The organism is Flavobacterium sp., from assembly GCF_036405015.1.
In the GTDB taxonomy this organism is placed as follows: domain Bacteria; phylum Bacteroidota; class Bacteroidia; order Flavobacteriales; family Flavobacteriaceae; genus Flavobacterium.
The window spans coordinates 23,755-41,076 of the sequence record NZ_DASWYK010000078.1 but is presented as its reverse complement, the minus strand read 5'-3'; the positions used below and the strand labels follow the sequence as shown (position 1 = coordinate 41,076).

Sequence of the window (17,322 nt, the reverse complement as noted above, 5' to 3'; positions counted from 1 at the left end):
AACCAAACCGATGTCACATAGTAAAATTAGAGAAGATAAAACTTGTTTAAATTGCAGGCATGTTGTAGAACAAAAATTCTGTCCAAATTGCGGACAAGAAAACAGTGACAGCCGAAAAACTTTTCATCATTTATTTATTCACTTTTTTGAAGATTTAACACATTACGAAAACGCTTTTTGGAAAACGATAAAAAATCTTCTTTTCAAGCCTTCAACGCTTACCAAAGAATATCTTTCAGGAAAAAGATTGTCTTATCTGGCGCCAGTTCGACTTTATATCTTTATTAGTTTTATTACCTTTCTTTTAATTGCTTTATTTCCAAGTAATATAAGCGAAGACTTAACGAAAAATGACAAAGAAATCACGTCGAAGTTTGAAAAAGAAATTAATAAAGAAAAGAAAAACTGGAATGAAAAATCATATTTGAAGTCGAAAACATTGGACAAATCCTATTTTCAATTAAAAAGTATGAAGGAAATTGATTCCATTCAAAAATATGGAAAAGAAAGCGAAAAGTTAAACGCAACATCGTACTGGGTTTATGAAAAAGCAGTTCACGTTACTGAAAAATATACCAAAAAAGAAATAATCATAAAATTTATAGAATCCTTTTTTCACAATCTTCCTAAAATTCTATTTATCATTATGCCTTTTTTTGCCTTTTTCTTGTGGCTTTTTCACAACAAAAAGAAATGGTATTATTTTGATCACGGAATCTTTACGCTTCATTATTTCTCTTTTCTCTTACTGATTTTTCTAATCATGTTTATTATTGACAGATTGATTGGTTTATTTGGTGAAGACAGTCCGATGTCTTTCATCTCGGGAATTACAAACTTTGTAGGTACAATTTGGATGTGTTACTACTTTTATCCAGCACATCATCGTTTTTACGGAGAGTCTAGAGCAGTATCTTTTGTAAAAAGTTTCTTTCTTTTTATAATAAATTCTCTTTTTATTATATTTTTACTTTCTTTATACGTTCTTTACACATTTATTAATTTACACTAACCACAGGAATGAAAAAATTACTCCTTTTATTACTTGTTGTTTCTGCGTATTCTTGTAAAACTGCGCAGTCTACAGCATCCAAAGACAATTCGGACCCAACCAAATATGTTAAAGCTATTAGCGAAAAAGATTTAAAGAAAATGCTTTACACGATTGCATCAGATGAAATGGAAGGTCGTGAAACAGGATCAAAAGGACAGAAAAAAGCAGGTCTTTATATGATTGATCAATATAAGAAAAACGGCATTTCTTATCCAAAAGGAGCTTCTGATTACTATCAACATATTCCGGCAGCTTTCTTAAACGCAAGAAGAAACGAAAACTTACCTGATTCTGAGAATATCTGGGCTTATATTGAAGGATCAGAAAAACCCAACGAAATTTTAGTTATTTCGGCTCATTATGATCACGTTGGAATTAAAGATGGAGAAGTTTACAACGGAGCTGACGATGACGGTTCAGGAACTGTAGCCGTTATGGAAATGGCAAAAGCATTTGCAAAAGCTAAAAAACAGGGACGTGGACCAAAACGTTCTATTTTGTTTCTTCATGTAACGGGCGAAGAACATGGTTTACATGGTTCTCGTTTCTATTCTGAAAATCCGTTATTTCCAATTGCAAACACAATTGCAGACATCAATATCGATATGATTGGACGTCGTGATGTCGAGCATTCAAACACAAACAATTATGTATATGTAATTGGTGCTGATAGATTATCATCTGACTTACACAATGCTGTTGTAGCTCAAAATGAAAAATACATCAAAATGGACTTGGATTTCAAATTTAATGATCCTAAAGATCCTAATCATTTTTACGAGCGTTCTGACCACTATAACTTTGCTAAACATGGCATTCCTTCTATTTTCTTTTTCAATGGTGTACACGAAGATTACCACGGAAAAGATGATACTGCAGAAAAAATCGAATACGATGCTTTAACAAAAAGAACTAAACTGGCTTTCGTTCTTGCCTGGGATTTGGCCAATAGAGAAAATAGACCGGTAGTTGATAAAAAATAGTTACAAAGGTTCAAAGGGACAAAGTAACAGAGGTTTCCAATCTGTAACAAACAAAAAAGGGATGAGTTTTACTCATCCCTTTTTTTATTTTATATTTTTTTAGCACAAAAGCGAAGACCTTTGTCCCTTTGTTACTATGAGCCTTTGTTCCTTTCTCTAGTCATTCATCGAAATCAAAAACTCTTCGTTGTTTTTTGTTTTCTTGAAACGATCGTTTACAAAGTCCATAGATTCTACAGGGTTCATATCTGATAGATATTTACGCATAATCCACATTCTTTGTAATGTTTTTTCGTCTAATAACAAGTCATCACGACGTGTACTTGAAGAAGTAAGATCGATTGCAGGGAAAATACGTTTATTGGCTATCTTACGATCTAATTGTAATTCCATGTTACCAGTTCCTTTAAATTCTTCGAAGATAACCTCGTCCATTTTAGAACCTGTTTCTGTTAATGCAGTTGCGATGATACTTAAAGAACCACCGTTTTCTACATTTCTAGCCGCTCCAAAGAAACGTTTTGGTTTTTGTAATGCATTCGCATCAACACCTCCACTTAATACTTTTCCAGATGCTGGCTGAACTGTATTGTAAGCTCTTGCTAAACGTGTAATCGAATCTAAAAGAATGACAACATCATGACCACATTCTACTAAACGTTTTGCTTTTTCTAATACAATGTTTGCGATTTTAACGTGTTCTTGTGGCTCTCTGTCGAAAGTAGAAGCGATAACTTCACCACGAACACTTCTTTGCATATCTGTAACCTCCTCTGGACGTTCGTCAATAAGAAGAACAATTAAATAAACTTCTGGATGGTTGGCTGCAATTGCGTTTGCAATATCTTTAAGAAGCATTGTTTTACCTGTTTTAGGCTGCGCAACGATCATACCACGCTGACCTTTACCTATTGGTGAAAACAAATCTATAATTCGAGTTGAAATAGAACTGCCTTTTTCGGCTAGTTTGAATTTTTCTGATGGGAAAACCGGAGTTAAATGTTCGAAAGAAACTCTATCACGAACAACTTGCGGATCATGTCCGTTAATTTTAAGAACACGAACTAAAGGAAAAAACTTCTCTCCTTCTTTTGGAGGGCGAACCACTCCTTTTACTGTATCTCCAGTTTTCAAACCAAACAATCTGATTTGTGATGTCGATAAATAAATATCGTCTGGAGAAGCTAAATAATTATAATCTGATGAACGTAAAAATCCGTAACCGTCAGGCATCATTTCCAAAACACCTTCACTTTCTATAATTCCGTCAAATTCGAAATCCGAATCTCTGAAATTATTATTGTTCTTTTTATTTTTATGATTAGGATTTTGGTTGTTGTGATTTCCGTTTCCATTGCCATTCCCGTTCTGATTTTGGTTCTGATTCGGGTTTTGATTTTGGTTCTGGTTCTGATTTTTATTTTGATTCGGATTGATCTTTTTTGCAGGAGCAATAGCAGGAGTTTTTTCTGCAATTTCTGTTGTTTCGGCTGTTATTTCAGGTGCAACTGCTTCTGAAGTTTCTTCAGTTGTAGCCACTTCTTGTACAGCTTCTTTCTCTTTTTTAAGAGCTACTTTTTTCTCGTAAGCCTGTTTATTAAATTTTCCACCTTTAGGATCTTTTTTTGCTACTGGTGTCTTATTTTCTTGTACTGCTTCTGTTGCCGTTTCTGCAATTGGCTGAACTGTTTCAGCAGTATCGTTTTTTTGAACAGTTTCCTCTACTTTATCAAATTCTAAAACGGGAGCATTTTTGGTATTTGCTGCTTTTGTTTTTGCTGGTGCAATTCTGGCACGTTTTGGTTTTTCTTCTTTAGCTTCAGCAGCAACGTTTGTTTGAGGAGCTTCAGCAGGCTCAAGAGTACTTTCCTGATGTGCTAAAATCTGGCTAATTAAAGTCTCTTTTTTGACACCGGTAATCTTTATTGTTTTAGCTAACTTAGCTATTTCTTGAAGCTCAGCAAGCTTCATTTCTTTTAATGCAGAAATATCAAACATGAATGTTCTATGAATTTAATTATTTTAAAGGAAATACTGTAAAAAGAATGGTAGATAATAAATTTGAATTGACCGCAGTATGAAGTGCTTACGGTATTATGATGCAATAATACGAATAAAATTTTATCATACAATAGTATTTTAAAAAAAGAAAATATATTTTTGTAAAACATTTTTAGAACATGATACAAAGAATTCAGACTGTATATTTATTTCTGGCTTTTGCAGCAACAGGCATTTTAATGCTTTTTGTTCCACTATGGACAACCGCCGCAGGAAAGCCTTTCTTTTTTATGCAGAGTCAACTTTATACTTTTCTGTTAGGATTAACAACAATGCTTAGCGTGATCAGTATAATTTCATTTAAAAAGAGACAAAATCAATTTGTGTTAAACAGGTTGAACATCATATTAAATTTAATTTTATTAGGATTATTTGTATATCGATCACTAAATTTATCTGGAGAGGCTGAAGTCTCTGAGAAAGGTATTGGGATGTTTCTTCCGATTGTTGCTATCGTGTTATTAGTTTTAGCTAATAAGGCCATCAAAAAGGACGAAGATCTTGTAAAATCTGTAGATCGTTTGAGGTAAACCTATAAACTTAGTTTATTGCGCGAAGAAGAACCCGAATTTTATATTCGGGTTTTTTTTGGACTAAAACGAAATAAACGTAAGATAATTTTTCATAATTTTACTTTTTAATCAGTTTTAAAAAATGGCTTCTCCAATAAAAATTCATCTCGCAGACGATCATCAGGTTTTAATTGATGGTCTCTCCAACTTATTAAAAACAGTTTCGAACTTCGAAGTTGTTGGTAGTTCACTTGATGGCACTACTGTTTATGATGATGTGGCTGCTGATGGAGCTGATGTTTTAATTCTAGATATCAGTATGCCGAAAAAAGACGGAATAGAAACTTTAAAGGAATTTAAGGAAAAAGAATCTCCTTGTAAAGTTATTATACTTTCTAGTTATGATGATTTAAAAATTATAAAAGAAGTAATGAAACTGGGCGCAAAAGGATATCTTACCAAAAATTGCGCAGGAGAAAATATCATTGAAGCTGTAGAAGCCGTTTATCAGGAACAGGAATATTTTAGTGATGCCATTAGACAAAAGATATTCAACACTTTCAAAGACAATCCGAAACTAAATCAAAATGTCGTTATTGAAAGTCCAATTCTGAGTCCAAGAGAAATTGAAATTATCATATTGATTGCCTTAGAATATAGTGGAAAAGAAATCAGCGAAAAGCTTTTTATCAGTTCACATACTGTAGAAACTCATCGCAAAAATATTATGAAAAAACTAAACATAAAAAGCACAATTGGCTTGGTTAAATATGCTTTGAAAAACAATTTAATTAATCCCTAATGTATGTTTGGTCGTAATTTTATACTATCACTGCTTTTATGTTTTGCTGTTAAAGGAACTTCTTTTTCACAACCCGCCAATACAAGTGCGGCTGGTTCTCCAACAGAAATCAAAAACAAAACAGTGCAGGATTCGATTACAGAATCTGAACAATTACGAAACAAAAAAATAGTTAGCTTGTCTATTTTGCTCACTATTATTATCTTTTTTTTATTCTATTTTTTATACCAGAATAACAAACTAAAACAAAAAATAAAAAGAAAAGACACCAAACAAAAAATACTTCTTGGCATCATTAATTCAGGAATTGACAGTCAGGAAATCGAACGAAAAAAAATCGCTTCTTTTCTTCATGACAATATCAATTCTCTCTTGTCATCGGCGGGCTTGCATTTAAACACTTTTACGGCACAGCACGATATCAAATCTGATGAAATACAAAAAGCTAAAAACATTCTATCAGAAGCTCATGAACTTCTACGCGACATGTCTCATGATCTTGTTCCGTCACTTTTACTTCGCTTTGGATTACTTTATGCTTTAGAAGATTTATGCGAAAAACACTCCAATTCTGCTATTCATTTTGAATTTTCGAGCTCTGTTGCAACCAGTACAAGATATACCGAAAAATTTGAAATGAAGATTTACTTCATCGTCAGCGAATTATTCAATAATATCATAAAACACAGTAAAGCTCAAAAGGCAAAAATTCATTTGATTGAGAAAAACAATGAATTACTATTAACAATTCATGATGACGGAATTGGCTTTAAAACTAAAAAATTAAAAGATGCGGAAGGTTTTGGTTTAAACCGAATTAGAGCCCGAATTAAAAAATATAAAGGAAAATTAATTATCGCTTCGAAGGAAAATGAAGGAACTCAAATCAAAATTCAAATTCCGTTGCCACATTAAATCTATTTTTCTCCGATTTCGATAATCTCCAAATCTTTAATTTTGTCATCATCAATTACAAATCGAAGCATTGTTCTAACTTTGTGAAAACCGCTTTTTCCGGCAGCACCTGGATTCATATGCAATAAATTGTTCTTTTTATCAAACATGACTTTCAGAATATGTGAATGTCCGCAGATAAACAATTTTGGAGGATTCAGAACCAGCTCTTCTCTAACATTCGGATTGTATTTTCCAGGATAACCACCAATATGTGTAATCCAAACCGAAACATTCTCACAAGAAAAACGATTATTTAACGGAAATTCTAATCGTGCTTTTGCATCGTCAATATTTCCATAAACTGCTCTTAAAGGTTTTAGTTTTTTAATAGCATCTGTTACGTTCAAATCACCGATATCTCCAGCATGCCAAACTTCATCTGCCTGTGCAACATATTTCAAAATAGTATCATCAATGTGACTGTGAGTATCTGAGAGAAGAAGGATTTTAGTCATTTTTTTTAAGGGACAAAGGTTCAAAGTAACAAAGTAACAAAGATTTTTCTTTGCAAACACCTTAATGATAATATGATTTGTTCATCTAATGTTAAATACACTGCTGTACACCTCTACAATTTAAAACACAGGAAAAGAACTTTGGTACTTTGTTACTTTGAACCTTTGTCTCTAAAATCAAAAAACCTTTGTACCTTTGCGCCTCAGAACCTTTGAACCTCAATTGTGAGATATTTTATTCAATTTGCTTATAACGGAACACATTATCATGGCTGGCAGATACAGCCTAACGCTTCTTCTGTTCAGGAAACTTTAAATAAGGCTTTTTCGGTTTTATTAAATGAACCCATTAGTATTATGGGAGCCGGAAGAACAGATACTGGCGTTCATGCTACTGAAATGTTTGGGCATTTTGATACCGAAAAAACTTTGGATGTTCCAGTTTTGGTTCATAAACTGAATTCTTTTTTACCAAAAGATATTGCAATTTTTGATATTATTCTAGTTCATGATGACGCACATTGCAGATTCGATGCTTCAAAAAGAACGTATGAATATCATATCAATACTGTAAAAAATCCGTTTTTACAGGAACTGAGCTGGTATGTAAGTCAAAAACTAGATGTGGATTTTATGAATGAAGCTGCACAGTTATTATTGAAACATACCGATTTTCAGTGTTTTTCTAAAACAAATACAGATGTCAATACATTTGACTGTACAATTTTTGAGGCGTTTTGGAAACAAGAAGAAGGAAAACTGATTTTTACCATTTCGGCAAATCGTTTTTTGAGAAATATGGTTCGGGCAATTGTAGGAACTTTAATTAATATAGGTTTACACAAAATTACATTGGCAGATTTAGAAAATATTATCGCCAGTAAAAACAGAGAAAAAGCAGGGTTTTCTGTCCCAGCGCATGGTTTGTATTTAACCAAAATAGATTACGATTACATTAAATAGCCCTGATTGAAGTGAAAAGCTTTTTTGAAAAAAATATAGTTTTTGTGTTTTGATAAAGCGACCAACGGAAGCTCTTAGCAAAACAATACAAAAACATATTTTTGAAAAAAACTTGTAACGGAAAGCAGGAAACAGCTCCTGAAAACAAATGAAAGCAAAAGCATTCGATACTGGATTATTCAAACGAATTTTAAAATATACAAGGCCTTATAAATGGCGCTATTATGGCGTAATCATTTTTGCGGTTTCACTTTCTATTTTTGCTGCACTTCGTCCTTATCTGTTAAAAGAAACGGTTGATGGATATATCAAAACTCATGACAAAATGGGATTGTTGTTGTACATTATATTAATGGGTGTAGTTTTACTGATGGAGGTTTTTTCTCAGTTTTATTTTGTCTACTGGGCCAACTGGCTTGGACAGGATATTGTAAAAGATATTCGAACAAAACTTTTCAAACATATTTTAAGCTTCCGAATGAAGTATTTTGATTTGGTTCCCGTTGGACAATTGGTTACTCGTGCTGTTTCGGATATTGAATCGATTGCTCGTATTTTCAGCCAAGGTTTGTTTATGATTATAAGCGATTTGATGAAAATGTTTGTGGTATTGATTTTTATGTTTTACATGAACTGGAAACTGACCTGGATCGTAGTTGTTGCCATGCCTATTTTGGTTTACATTACCCGAATCTTTCAACGAAAAATGCAGGTGGCTTTTGAGGAAGTTAGAACGCAAATCGCAAATATGAACTCGTTTGTGCAGGAACGTGTGACGGGAATGAAAATCGTACAGCTTTTTAACCGTGAAAAAATCGAAGCCGAAAACTTTAAAGAAATCAACAACAAACACCGAGTTGCTTGGATTAAGACTATTTTGTACAACTCCATCTTCTTCCCTATTGCCGATATTATTTCATCCATTACTTTAGGATTAGTTGTGGTTTACGGTGGTTTTAGAATTTTGAACGGAGATCATTTTACGACTTTTGGAGATTTGTTTTCATACACGATGTTTATTGGAATGTTGTTTAATCCGTTGAGACAAATTGCGGATAAATTTAATGAGATGCAATTGGGAATGATCGCTGCCAATCGTGTTTTTGATATTATTGACACACAAGATCATATTCAGGATACTGGAAAAATTGAAGCACCAGTTTTTAACGGAAGTATCGAATTTAAGCAAGTTCGTTTTAGTTATATTCCAGAAGAAGAAGTTATCAAAGGAATCGATTTATCTGTTTCGGCAGGACAAACCGTTGCAATTGTAGGTTCTACTGGCGCAGGAAAATCGACGATTATTAATCTTTTAAATCGTTTTTACGAAATTAACGGAGGAACAATTTCTATTGATGGCGAAAATATCGAAAACTATACTTTGGCTTCTTTAAGAAAACAAATTGCTGTGGTTTTACAAGATGTTTTTTTGTTTGCCGATACGATTTACAATAATATTACTTTGCACAATTCGGAAATTACCCGAGAAATGGTAATTGATGCTGCGAAGAAAATCGGAGTTCATGATTTTATTATGAACCTGCCAAATAATTACGATTTTGATGTAAAAGAGCGTGGTGTTATGTTATCTTCTGGACAACGCCAGCTGATTGCTTTTTTACGTTCATACGTGAGCAACCCAAGTATTTTAATTTTAGACGAAGCGACTTCTTCTATCGACACCTATTCTGAAGAAATGATTCAGCGTGCGACAGAAACTATTACTAAAGGAAGAACTTCGATTATTATAGCACACAGACTAGCAACAATTGTAAATGCAGATAAGATTGTGGTGATGGATAAAGGATTAATTGTTGAACAAGGCACGCATCAGGAATTATTACATAAAACTGATGGGTACTATAAAAATTTATATGACTCTCAATTTGCCGTCGCAAATTAAGTCATGATGATACTCTTTGAAATTTAGATTAAAAAATATTACTTCCAGACGGGCATTTGTAATTTACGTTATTGCCTCGATTCTGATTACGGTTACTTCGGTTTACATTTTGAGTAATCTGATAACTGATCTGACCGAAAAATCGAATGAAGATATGGCGCAGCGTAACTTCATTAAAAAACAGGAATTTTTATCTCAGGAATTATCAAAATTTCTCGAACAGGAAAAAAGAATTCAGCATGTTTTACAAATAAGCAGTGCTTCAAATCTTGACAATAATTTACAATTACTTTCTTCGCTTCAGACGAATAATAAACTGATTATACATAATTGGTTTCAGATTAATGAAAATGTTATTCATTATGGAGATAATGAGATTTCAGAAGAAACCAAAAAAGAGATTAAAGATTTTCTTTTTCAAAACAAAAACAAGCAACACATTAGTATTGTTCTTCCGCAGGGAAAAGAATGGGTTTGGCGTATTTATTTCAACCTTATTTCAGCAAACAATACAATGGTTCGATATGGTTATGATATTGATTTAGGATTGCTTCATACTTATATTTCAAAAATAGACAAAACGGCTTCTAATTATGCTTTTGTTTTTGATAAAAAAGGAACTTGCGTTTATCATCCTGAAGCTGCTTTTATTGGAAAAAATATTTTCAAAGTTTCTTCTTTTCAGGCTTCTGATACAATATTCACTAAAAAACAAGATTTTGCGAAGAGAATTACCATGTCTGAGTTTTTAAAACTAGACGTTATTCGCTTTACTAAAAAATTAGATGTAAAAAATTCGAACTGGTTTGTTTGTGTAAACTTCCCGAAAATTTTTGTGGATGAGAATGTTGCTCAGATAAAAAAATATTCCACTTTAATTTATTCGATTACGACAGTAATGTTACTGTTGATTTTCTATCTTTTCTCTTATGCCAACAGACGTGCCTACAGAGAAAAAGGAATTGTTATTGAGGAGAAAAACAGACTACTTGTTGAAAACGAGAAAATCATCAAAGAAAAAGCTTTGATTCAGTTGCAGCAATTGAAAGAGCAGATGAATCCGCACTTTTTGTTCAATTCGTTGAATTCACTTTATATGTTAATGGGAAGCGATGTTAAAGTCGCTCAAAAATTCACCTTAAACTTATCCCGAATTTATCGTTATTTAATTGATCCGCCAGAAAAGAACATTGTTCCTTTAAAGGATGAATTGTTATTTATAGAGAAATATATGTTTTTGCAGCAAACTCGTTTTAAAGAAGAGCTTTTCTTTTCTATTGAAATTCAGGATGAAACTGCATTGGAAAAATATATTCCATATTTGGCTTTTCAGACTGTTGTCGAAAATGCGATCAAGCATAATAATGCCACACAAGAAAGTCCGTTGACTACTAAGATTCTGATTCAATCAGATCAAGTTATTATCAGCAACAATCTTCAAAAAAAATCAACTGCTGAACCAAGTACTAAATTTGGATTAAATTATCTAAAGAGTATTTACAATTATTATTCGAAAAGCAAATTTGAGACATCAGAAAAAGATGGCAGTTTTGTTTGTATCCTTCCATTACTATCCATTCACTCCTAAAAAAAATCCATTCACTCCTTTTCGTTTTTTTTCTGAGCTAAATTCAAATAGTTTCGGCCAAAAATTAACCTAAACTTAACATCTGATGAAGGAAAAGACATTCCTGCATAATTTGATAACATTTTGCATACTCCTATTATTATCTTCTCCACTAACTGTTCATTCTCAAAAGAAAAACAAAAACAAAAAAGAAGATACTACTGAAATTAAAAAAGACTCTACCGATTCTAAAAAAGGTAAAAAATACAGTGACCTTATCAAAAAAGGAACTGTTAAAAAAGGACTCTTCAATATTATTCAAGTCAAAACTGATGTTTATTTTGAAATTCAGGACAGTTTATTTCAAAGAGAATTTTTAGTTGTAAACAAATTATCTCAGGTTCCTTTTCAGGTAAACGAAGCCGGTTTAAATAAAGGAATGAATTATGAAAACAAGATTATTAGTTTTTATAAAGATACAATCGCAAAGAAAGTCTGGGTAAAATCGTATGTTCCTAAAGTTTCTTCACCAAAAGAAGATGCGATTACAGAATCTGTAAAAAATAATTTTGCCGAATCTATTATTGAAGTTTTTGATATTGAAACTAAAAATAATGATTCGACTGCTGTTGTTATTAAAGTAAATAAGATTTTTGACGGAAAACAAAAAAGCTTCAACGATGTTTTGAGTAGCACTGGTTTTGGCGGTTCTGTTAAATCTGATCTTTCTTATATTGAAGGTTTAAAATCTTTTCCTCAAAACATCGTTGTTAAATCACAACTGACAACTTCTGTAAGTGAAGGCGGTCCAGCATTGTCTGTGACCCTTGGCGTAACAAGTAATATTATTTTATTGGATAAAACTCCAATGAAACCTCGTTTTTCTGACAAACGAATTGGCTTTTTTACCGAAAAGCATTGGTATTTTGCCGATGCACAGCAAGCAATGCTTGAAAAAGAATTGATTACCCGCTGGCGTTTAGAACCAAAGAAAGAAGATGAAGAACGATATTTGAAAGGTGAATTAGTAGAGCCGAAAAAACCAATCGTTTATTACATCGATCCGTCGACTCCAAAACAATGGAGAAAATACATTATTGATGGCGTACACGATTGGCAGGCAGCTTTTGAAAAAGCAGGATTTAAAAATGCCATTATTGCAAAAGAACCTACTGAACAAGATTTAGATTTTGACATTGATGACGTTCGTTATTCTGTAATTACGTATGCGGCTTCTCCAAAATCGAACGCAATGGGACCATCTGTGGTTGATCCAAGAAGCGGTGAAATTATCGAAGCCGATATTATTTGGTGGCATAATGTAATGACTTCGCTTCAAAGCTGGATGCGTATTCAGACTGGACCAATTGATCCAAAAGCTCGTGGAAATACATTTAGTGATGAGCATATGGGAGAAGCAATCCGTTTTGTTTCTTCTCACGAAGTTGGACATACTTTTGGTCTAAAACATAATATGGGATCTTCTTTTGCTTATGATGTTGAATCTTTACGTTCCAAAGAATTTACAGCAAAAATGGGCGGAACTGCTCCATCAATTATGGATTATGCCCGTTACAATTATGTAGCTCAACCAGAAGATAACGTAACTGTAATTACTCCAAAAATCGGAGAATATGATAAATACGCTATCGAATGGGGTTATAGATGGTATGGTCCAAATGATAATGAGACTTTAAAGCTAAATACTCTGATTACGAAGCATCAAAATGATCCGATTTATTTCTATGGAGAACAACAGGAAAACACAATTGATCCTCGCTCTCAATCGGAAGATTTAGGAAACGACGCGGTTAAAGCCAGCGAATATGGCTTAAAAAACTTAAAACGTGTTGTGGATAACATTCTAAACTGGACTTACGATAAAGATCAATCGTATTACGAAACTGGAAAATTATATATCGGAACTATTGGTCAATGGCAAATGTACAATCGTCATGTGATGAACAATATTGGTGGTGTTTACTTGAATGTAACGGTTCATGGAGACAACAAACAAAGTTATGTTCCTGTTCCTGCTACAATGCAAAAAAGAGCTGCTGACTATTTGGTTAAAAATGTAATTACGATTCCACAATGGTTGTTTTTTAATGACATTTTAGACAAAACAAATCCGTTGAAAGATTCTCCTCTTGGACCTTATGAATATACTCCGTATACGCTTTCAAGAGAATTACAGTACGATGTTATGTACAATTTATTTAGTGATGATCGTTTGCTTCGAATGACAGAAAACCAATTATATCAACGTAATAAAACCAAAGACCCTGTTTTTACCGTAAATGACTTGTTTAAAAAAATGCACCAAAGTGTGTTTGCAGGAACCATTCAAAATAAGTCTTTGAGCATTTTAGAAAGGATGACACAAAAGAATTACGTAGATGTTTTAATTGTTTCAACAAACAAATTATTTGAAAAAACAGATCCTAAAAAATTACTAGACATTCAGCAGACTTTAAATATGCCTCATTTGTGCAACTATTTAGATGATGCTCATATGGCACGAAACATTAATCAATCTACTTTGAAAAGAGTTACAGAAGTAACTTCAGACAAAAAAGGAGAATTAAGCAAAGTTCTTCAATTATTAAAAACAAAAAAGAATACAGGAGATCAATCTACCCAAAACCATTACAACGATTTGATACAACGAATCGATAAAGCCCTAAATAATACAACCTTTTAATACACAACCAAAAACATGACAAAAATTTTACAAGCCTTACTGCTATTCCTGGCCATTGCAGGATACTCGCAGGAATCCCGAACTATTTCGGGTATTGTTTTAGACGAAAATGACAAATCTCCGATTCCTGGAGCGTCAATTTTTGTTGAGAACAATTCAATCTCTAGTAAAACAGCTATGGCTGGAATTATTCAGAGTGAAAGCATCGGAACTACTTCAGATTTTGATGGTAAGTTTCAATTAAGAGTACCTAAAAATGTTACCGCATTAAGAATAACATTTATGGGATACAAAGCCTATACTTTAGATTTGTCTTCCTCTCAAAAAGAATATACAATCAGTTTAAAATCTGAAGTTGGAAAACTTCAGGAAGTTGTAGTAACCGGTTACCAAAAAATTGAGAAAAGAAAGCTTACTTCTGCAATTGCAAAAGTTGATATGGCTTCTATTCAACAGGCGGGAGTTGCAAGTGTGGACCAAATGTTATTGGGACAAGTTGCCGGAGTTGCTGTAACTACGCCATCTGGAGCACCTGGAGCACCAGCTAAAATCAGAATTAGAGGAACTGCTTCTCTTAATGGTTCTCAAGATCCTCTTTGGGTTTTGGACGGATTGCCATTAGAAGGCCGCGATGTACCTACAAACTACGATAAAGACAACATCGATTTATTGGCCAATTATTCTATCGCAGGATTAAACCCTGATGATATTAAAGACATTACTATTTTAAAAGATGCTGCGGCAACTTCTATTTATGGTGCACGTGCAGCCAATGGAGTTATCGTAATTACCACTAAGAAAGGAAGAAGCGGTAAAATGGTAATTAATGTTAACACTAATACTTTCATCACACAAAGACCAGATTTTGATAAATTGAATTTAATGAATTCTAATCAAAAAGTTGATTTTGAACTTGGTATGGCTAGTCGTTCAGATTTAACATATAGAGATACTGGCGGACAAGTAGCTCGTATTTTAAACGGAGCTAATGAATTAAATACTTTCAGAGCTGGAGGATTCTCTGCTTTGAGTCCAACTACTCAAAATTCTATTAATGCTTTAAGAAACAATAATTTCAACTGGGGTAATTTAATTTACCAAAATGCAATCAATACACAGCATGGTTTAAGCCTGTCTGGTGGAGGCGAAAAGTCAGATTATTATTTCTCTGCAGGTTTTTATGATGAACAAGGAACCACTATTGGAACTGGTTTCAAACGTTACAATTTAACATTAAAAAACAACTACGAAGTATCAGACAGATTTAAAGTTGGTGTTGGACTTTTTGGTTCAGAATCTATCAAAAACTCTTATCTGACAGAAGCAAGTGGAAATACGAATCCTGCTAATTATTCAAGAAACGTAAATCCGTACCTGACGCCTTACAATGCCGACGGAAGTTACAATTATGACCAGGATATTACAGGATATTCTGATCGTTACGTTCCATATAATCTTTTTGAAGAAAGAGCAAATACTTCTTACGAACTGAAAGCAAGAGCTATAAAAGCGCTTTTGGATGCTGAATACAAAATTACAGATCATTTAAAAGCAAACAGTCAACTTGGTCTTCAGTTGGACCAGACTTCTACTGATAAATTTGCTGGTCAAAACAGTTATTATACAAGAAGATACAAAGAAAAATCACGTTATTTCTCGAATGGTAATTTCAATTATTTCCTTCCAGCAGGTGGTGTAATCGAAAATTCTAATAACGACTTTTTTCAATACAATTTAAAAACAACGCTTAATTACGCAAACAATTTTGCTGACAAGCACGAGGTTGAAATTATGGTTGGTAATGAGTTGAGAAGAAATTACCAAACAATTATAGAAACTAGAGGATTCGGTTTTGATGAAAATACATTGACAACTCAGCAAATCGTTTTCCCAAATTCGGATTTTGCAAACAACGCTGAATACAGAACGTACCTGAAACAGCAAAATGAAAATGCTTTTGCTTCTTTCTTTGCAACTGCTTCTTATACATATAACAAAAAATATACTGTATTTGGAAGTGCACGTTATGATGGTTCGGATTTATTTGGTGTAGACCCAAAATACAAATACTTGCCACTTTGGTCTGCTTCTGGAGCGTGGTTGGTTTCTCAGGAAAACTTCTTAAGAGACAGCAACGTTATTTCTAACTTAAGACTACGTGCTTCTTATGGTTTACAAGGAAATATCGACAAAAACACTTCTCCATTTGTTGTAGGAGAAAACAAAACTACAACTATTCTTCCAGGACAAACAGAACCTACAATTGTAGTGGTTAGTCCTCCGAACGAAAAATTGCGTTGGGAAAAAACTACGAATACAAACTTTGGTGCAGATCTTGGATTGTTTCATAACCGTATTAGCATTGTTGCTGATGTTTACGGAAGAAAAAGTACCGATTTATTAGGTAATAGAGCATTACCTCTAGAAAATGGTTTTGAATTTACGAACATGAACTGGGCGCAGGTAACCAATAAAGGTTTTGAACTTTCTATTTCAACAAGAAATATCGATCGTCCAAATTTTAAATGGACTACCAACTTCAATCTTGCACAAAACAAGAGTAATGTTGACCGTATAGAAGTTCGTGATACTGATTATATGCCAAGCAGAGAAGGTCGTCCTGTAAATGCAGTTTTCGGATTTAAAACAAACGGAATCGACGAAAACGGAAATCCTTTGTTCGTAAACAAAAAAGGAGAAACAGTAAACAGTCAAACTTTCTTTGGTTTGTATGATTTATTTGCAGATTTCTTACCAGGAGAATTTTCACAATCAAAATTAAGTGCTGCAGAGTTTAGAGATTTATTCACTTATTTAGGAGATAGAGACCCTAAATATACAGGAGGTATTACCAATACTTTCAAAGTAGGTAATTTTGATTTAGCAGTTGTGGCTTCATTTACTTTAGACCAAACTGTTGTAGAAACTCCACCTTACAACGGAGCTGAAGTAGACAGAGGACGAAATTATTCAAGTAGAATTTTAGATGCATGGTCGCCAACTAATACATCTTCTAACTTACCAGGAATTACAAGCATGACTTCTGGATCAGGAGATTCATGGATGGCATACCAATGGTATTCTGGAGGAAACAATATTATAACCATGAATTACCTAGATACATGGGTTCGTAAAATGAGTTATATGAGATTGAACAGTATCCGTTTAGGTTATACACTTCCAAAAGCGTTTACGGATCACATTAATATTTCGAGTATTAGACTTAATGTTGAAGCAAGAAACTTATTTGTAATTAGTTCTGATTTCAAAGGTTACTTTGATCCTGAAACTTATGGAAATATTTATTCTCAGCCTGTTCCTAAGTCATTTACTGTAGGTTGTAATGTTACTTTTTAATACT

At 33.3% G+C, this 17,322-nt stretch carries 12 protein-coding genes; 10 read left to right on the top strand and 2 right to left on the bottom strand.

Features of this window, described 5'->3' with window-relative positions; translation table 11 throughout:
- Positions 1-10 precede the first annotated feature (10 nt).
- On the top strand, positions 11-1,012 hold the full coding sequence (locus tag VGE71_RS06525; protein ID WP_331137601.1) for a DUF3667 domain-containing protein: 1,002 nt from the start codon (positions 11-13) through the stop codon (positions 1,010-1,012).
- An 8-nt stretch (positions 1,013-1,020) separates the two neighbouring features.
- Positions 1,021-2,037, top strand: a complete 1,017-nt coding sequence (locus VGE71_RS06520; protein WP_331137600.1) for a M28 family peptidase — start codon at positions 1,021-1,023, stop codon at positions 2,035-2,037.
- A 156-nt stretch (positions 2,038-2,193) separates the two neighbouring features.
- On the opposite strand, the gene rho is transcribed toward VGE71_RS06520, so the two are convergent.
- On the bottom strand, positions 2,194-4,035 hold the full coding sequence (rho, locus tag VGE71_RS06515; RefSeq protein WP_331137599.1) for a transcription termination factor Rho: 1,842 nt from the start codon (positions 4,033-4,035) through the stop codon (positions 2,194-2,196).
- Between the two features lie 182 nt (positions 4,036-4,217).
- On the opposite strand from rho, the gene VGE71_RS06510 reads away from it, so the two are divergent.
- From VGE71_RS06510 to VGE71_RS06500, 3 genes are all read left to right on the top strand, one after another.
- Complete coding sequence (locus VGE71_RS06510) at positions 4,218-4,628, top strand: DUF4293 domain-containing protein (RefSeq protein ID WP_331137598.1); 411 nt, start codon at positions 4,218-4,220, stop codon at positions 4,626-4,628.
- Between the two features lie 124 nt (positions 4,629-4,752).
- Positions 4,753-5,412 carry a response regulator transcription factor gene (locus VGE71_RS06505; protein WP_331137597.1) on the top strand — a complete coding sequence of 220 codons (660 nt, stop codon included), beginning with the start codon at positions 4,753-4,755 and terminating at the stop codon, positions 5,410-5,412.
- 3 nt (positions 5,413-5,415) lie between these two features.
- Positions 5,416-6,327: a sensor histidine kinase gene (locus tag VGE71_RS06500; protein WP_331137596.1), complete on the top strand. Its 912-nt coding sequence runs from the start codon at positions 5,416-5,418 to the stop codon at positions 6,325-6,327.
- Positions 6,328-6,329: 2 nt separating this feature from the next.
- Here VGE71_RS06500 and VGE71_RS06495 read toward each other — a convergent pair whose 3' ends face one another.
- The gene (locus tag VGE71_RS06495) at positions 6,330-6,824 is read right to left on the bottom strand and encodes a metallophosphoesterase family protein (RefSeq protein ID WP_331137595.1); all 495 of its coding nucleotides are present in this window, start codon (positions 6,822-6,824) and stop codon (positions 6,330-6,332) included.
- 225 nt (positions 6,825-7,049) lie between these two features.
- On the opposite strand from VGE71_RS06495, the gene truA reads away from it, so the two are divergent.
- From truA to VGE71_RS06470, 5 genes are all read left to right on the top strand, one after another.
- Complete coding sequence (truA, locus tag VGE71_RS06490; protein WP_331137594.1) at positions 7,050-7,787, top strand: tRNA pseudouridine(38-40) synthase TruA; 738 nt, start codon at positions 7,050-7,052, stop codon at positions 7,785-7,787.
- A 148-nt stretch (positions 7,788-7,935) separates the two neighbouring features.
- A complete protein-coding gene (locus VGE71_RS06485) occupies positions 7,936-9,690 on the top strand; it encodes an ABC transporter ATP-binding protein (RefSeq protein WP_331137593.1) in 1,755 nt (584 codons plus the stop codon).
- Positions 9,691-9,706: 16 nt separating this feature from the next.
- Positions 9,707-11,278, top strand: a complete 1,572-nt coding sequence (locus VGE71_RS06480) for a histidine kinase (RefSeq protein ID WP_331137592.1) — start codon at positions 9,707-9,709, stop codon at positions 11,276-11,278.
- Positions 11,279-11,363: 85 nt separating this feature from the next.
- Positions 11,364-13,961, top strand: coding sequence for a zinc-dependent metalloprotease (locus VGE71_RS06475; protein WP_331137591.1), 2,598 nt, complete (start codon positions 11,364-11,366; stop codon positions 13,959-13,961).
- Positions 13,962-13,976: 15 nt separating this feature from the next.
- Complete coding sequence (locus tag VGE71_RS06470; RefSeq protein ID WP_331137590.1) at positions 13,977-17,318, top strand: SusC/RagA family TonB-linked outer membrane protein; 3,342 nt, start codon at positions 13,977-13,979, stop codon at positions 17,316-17,318.
- Positions 17,319-17,322: the final 4 nt, after the last annotated feature.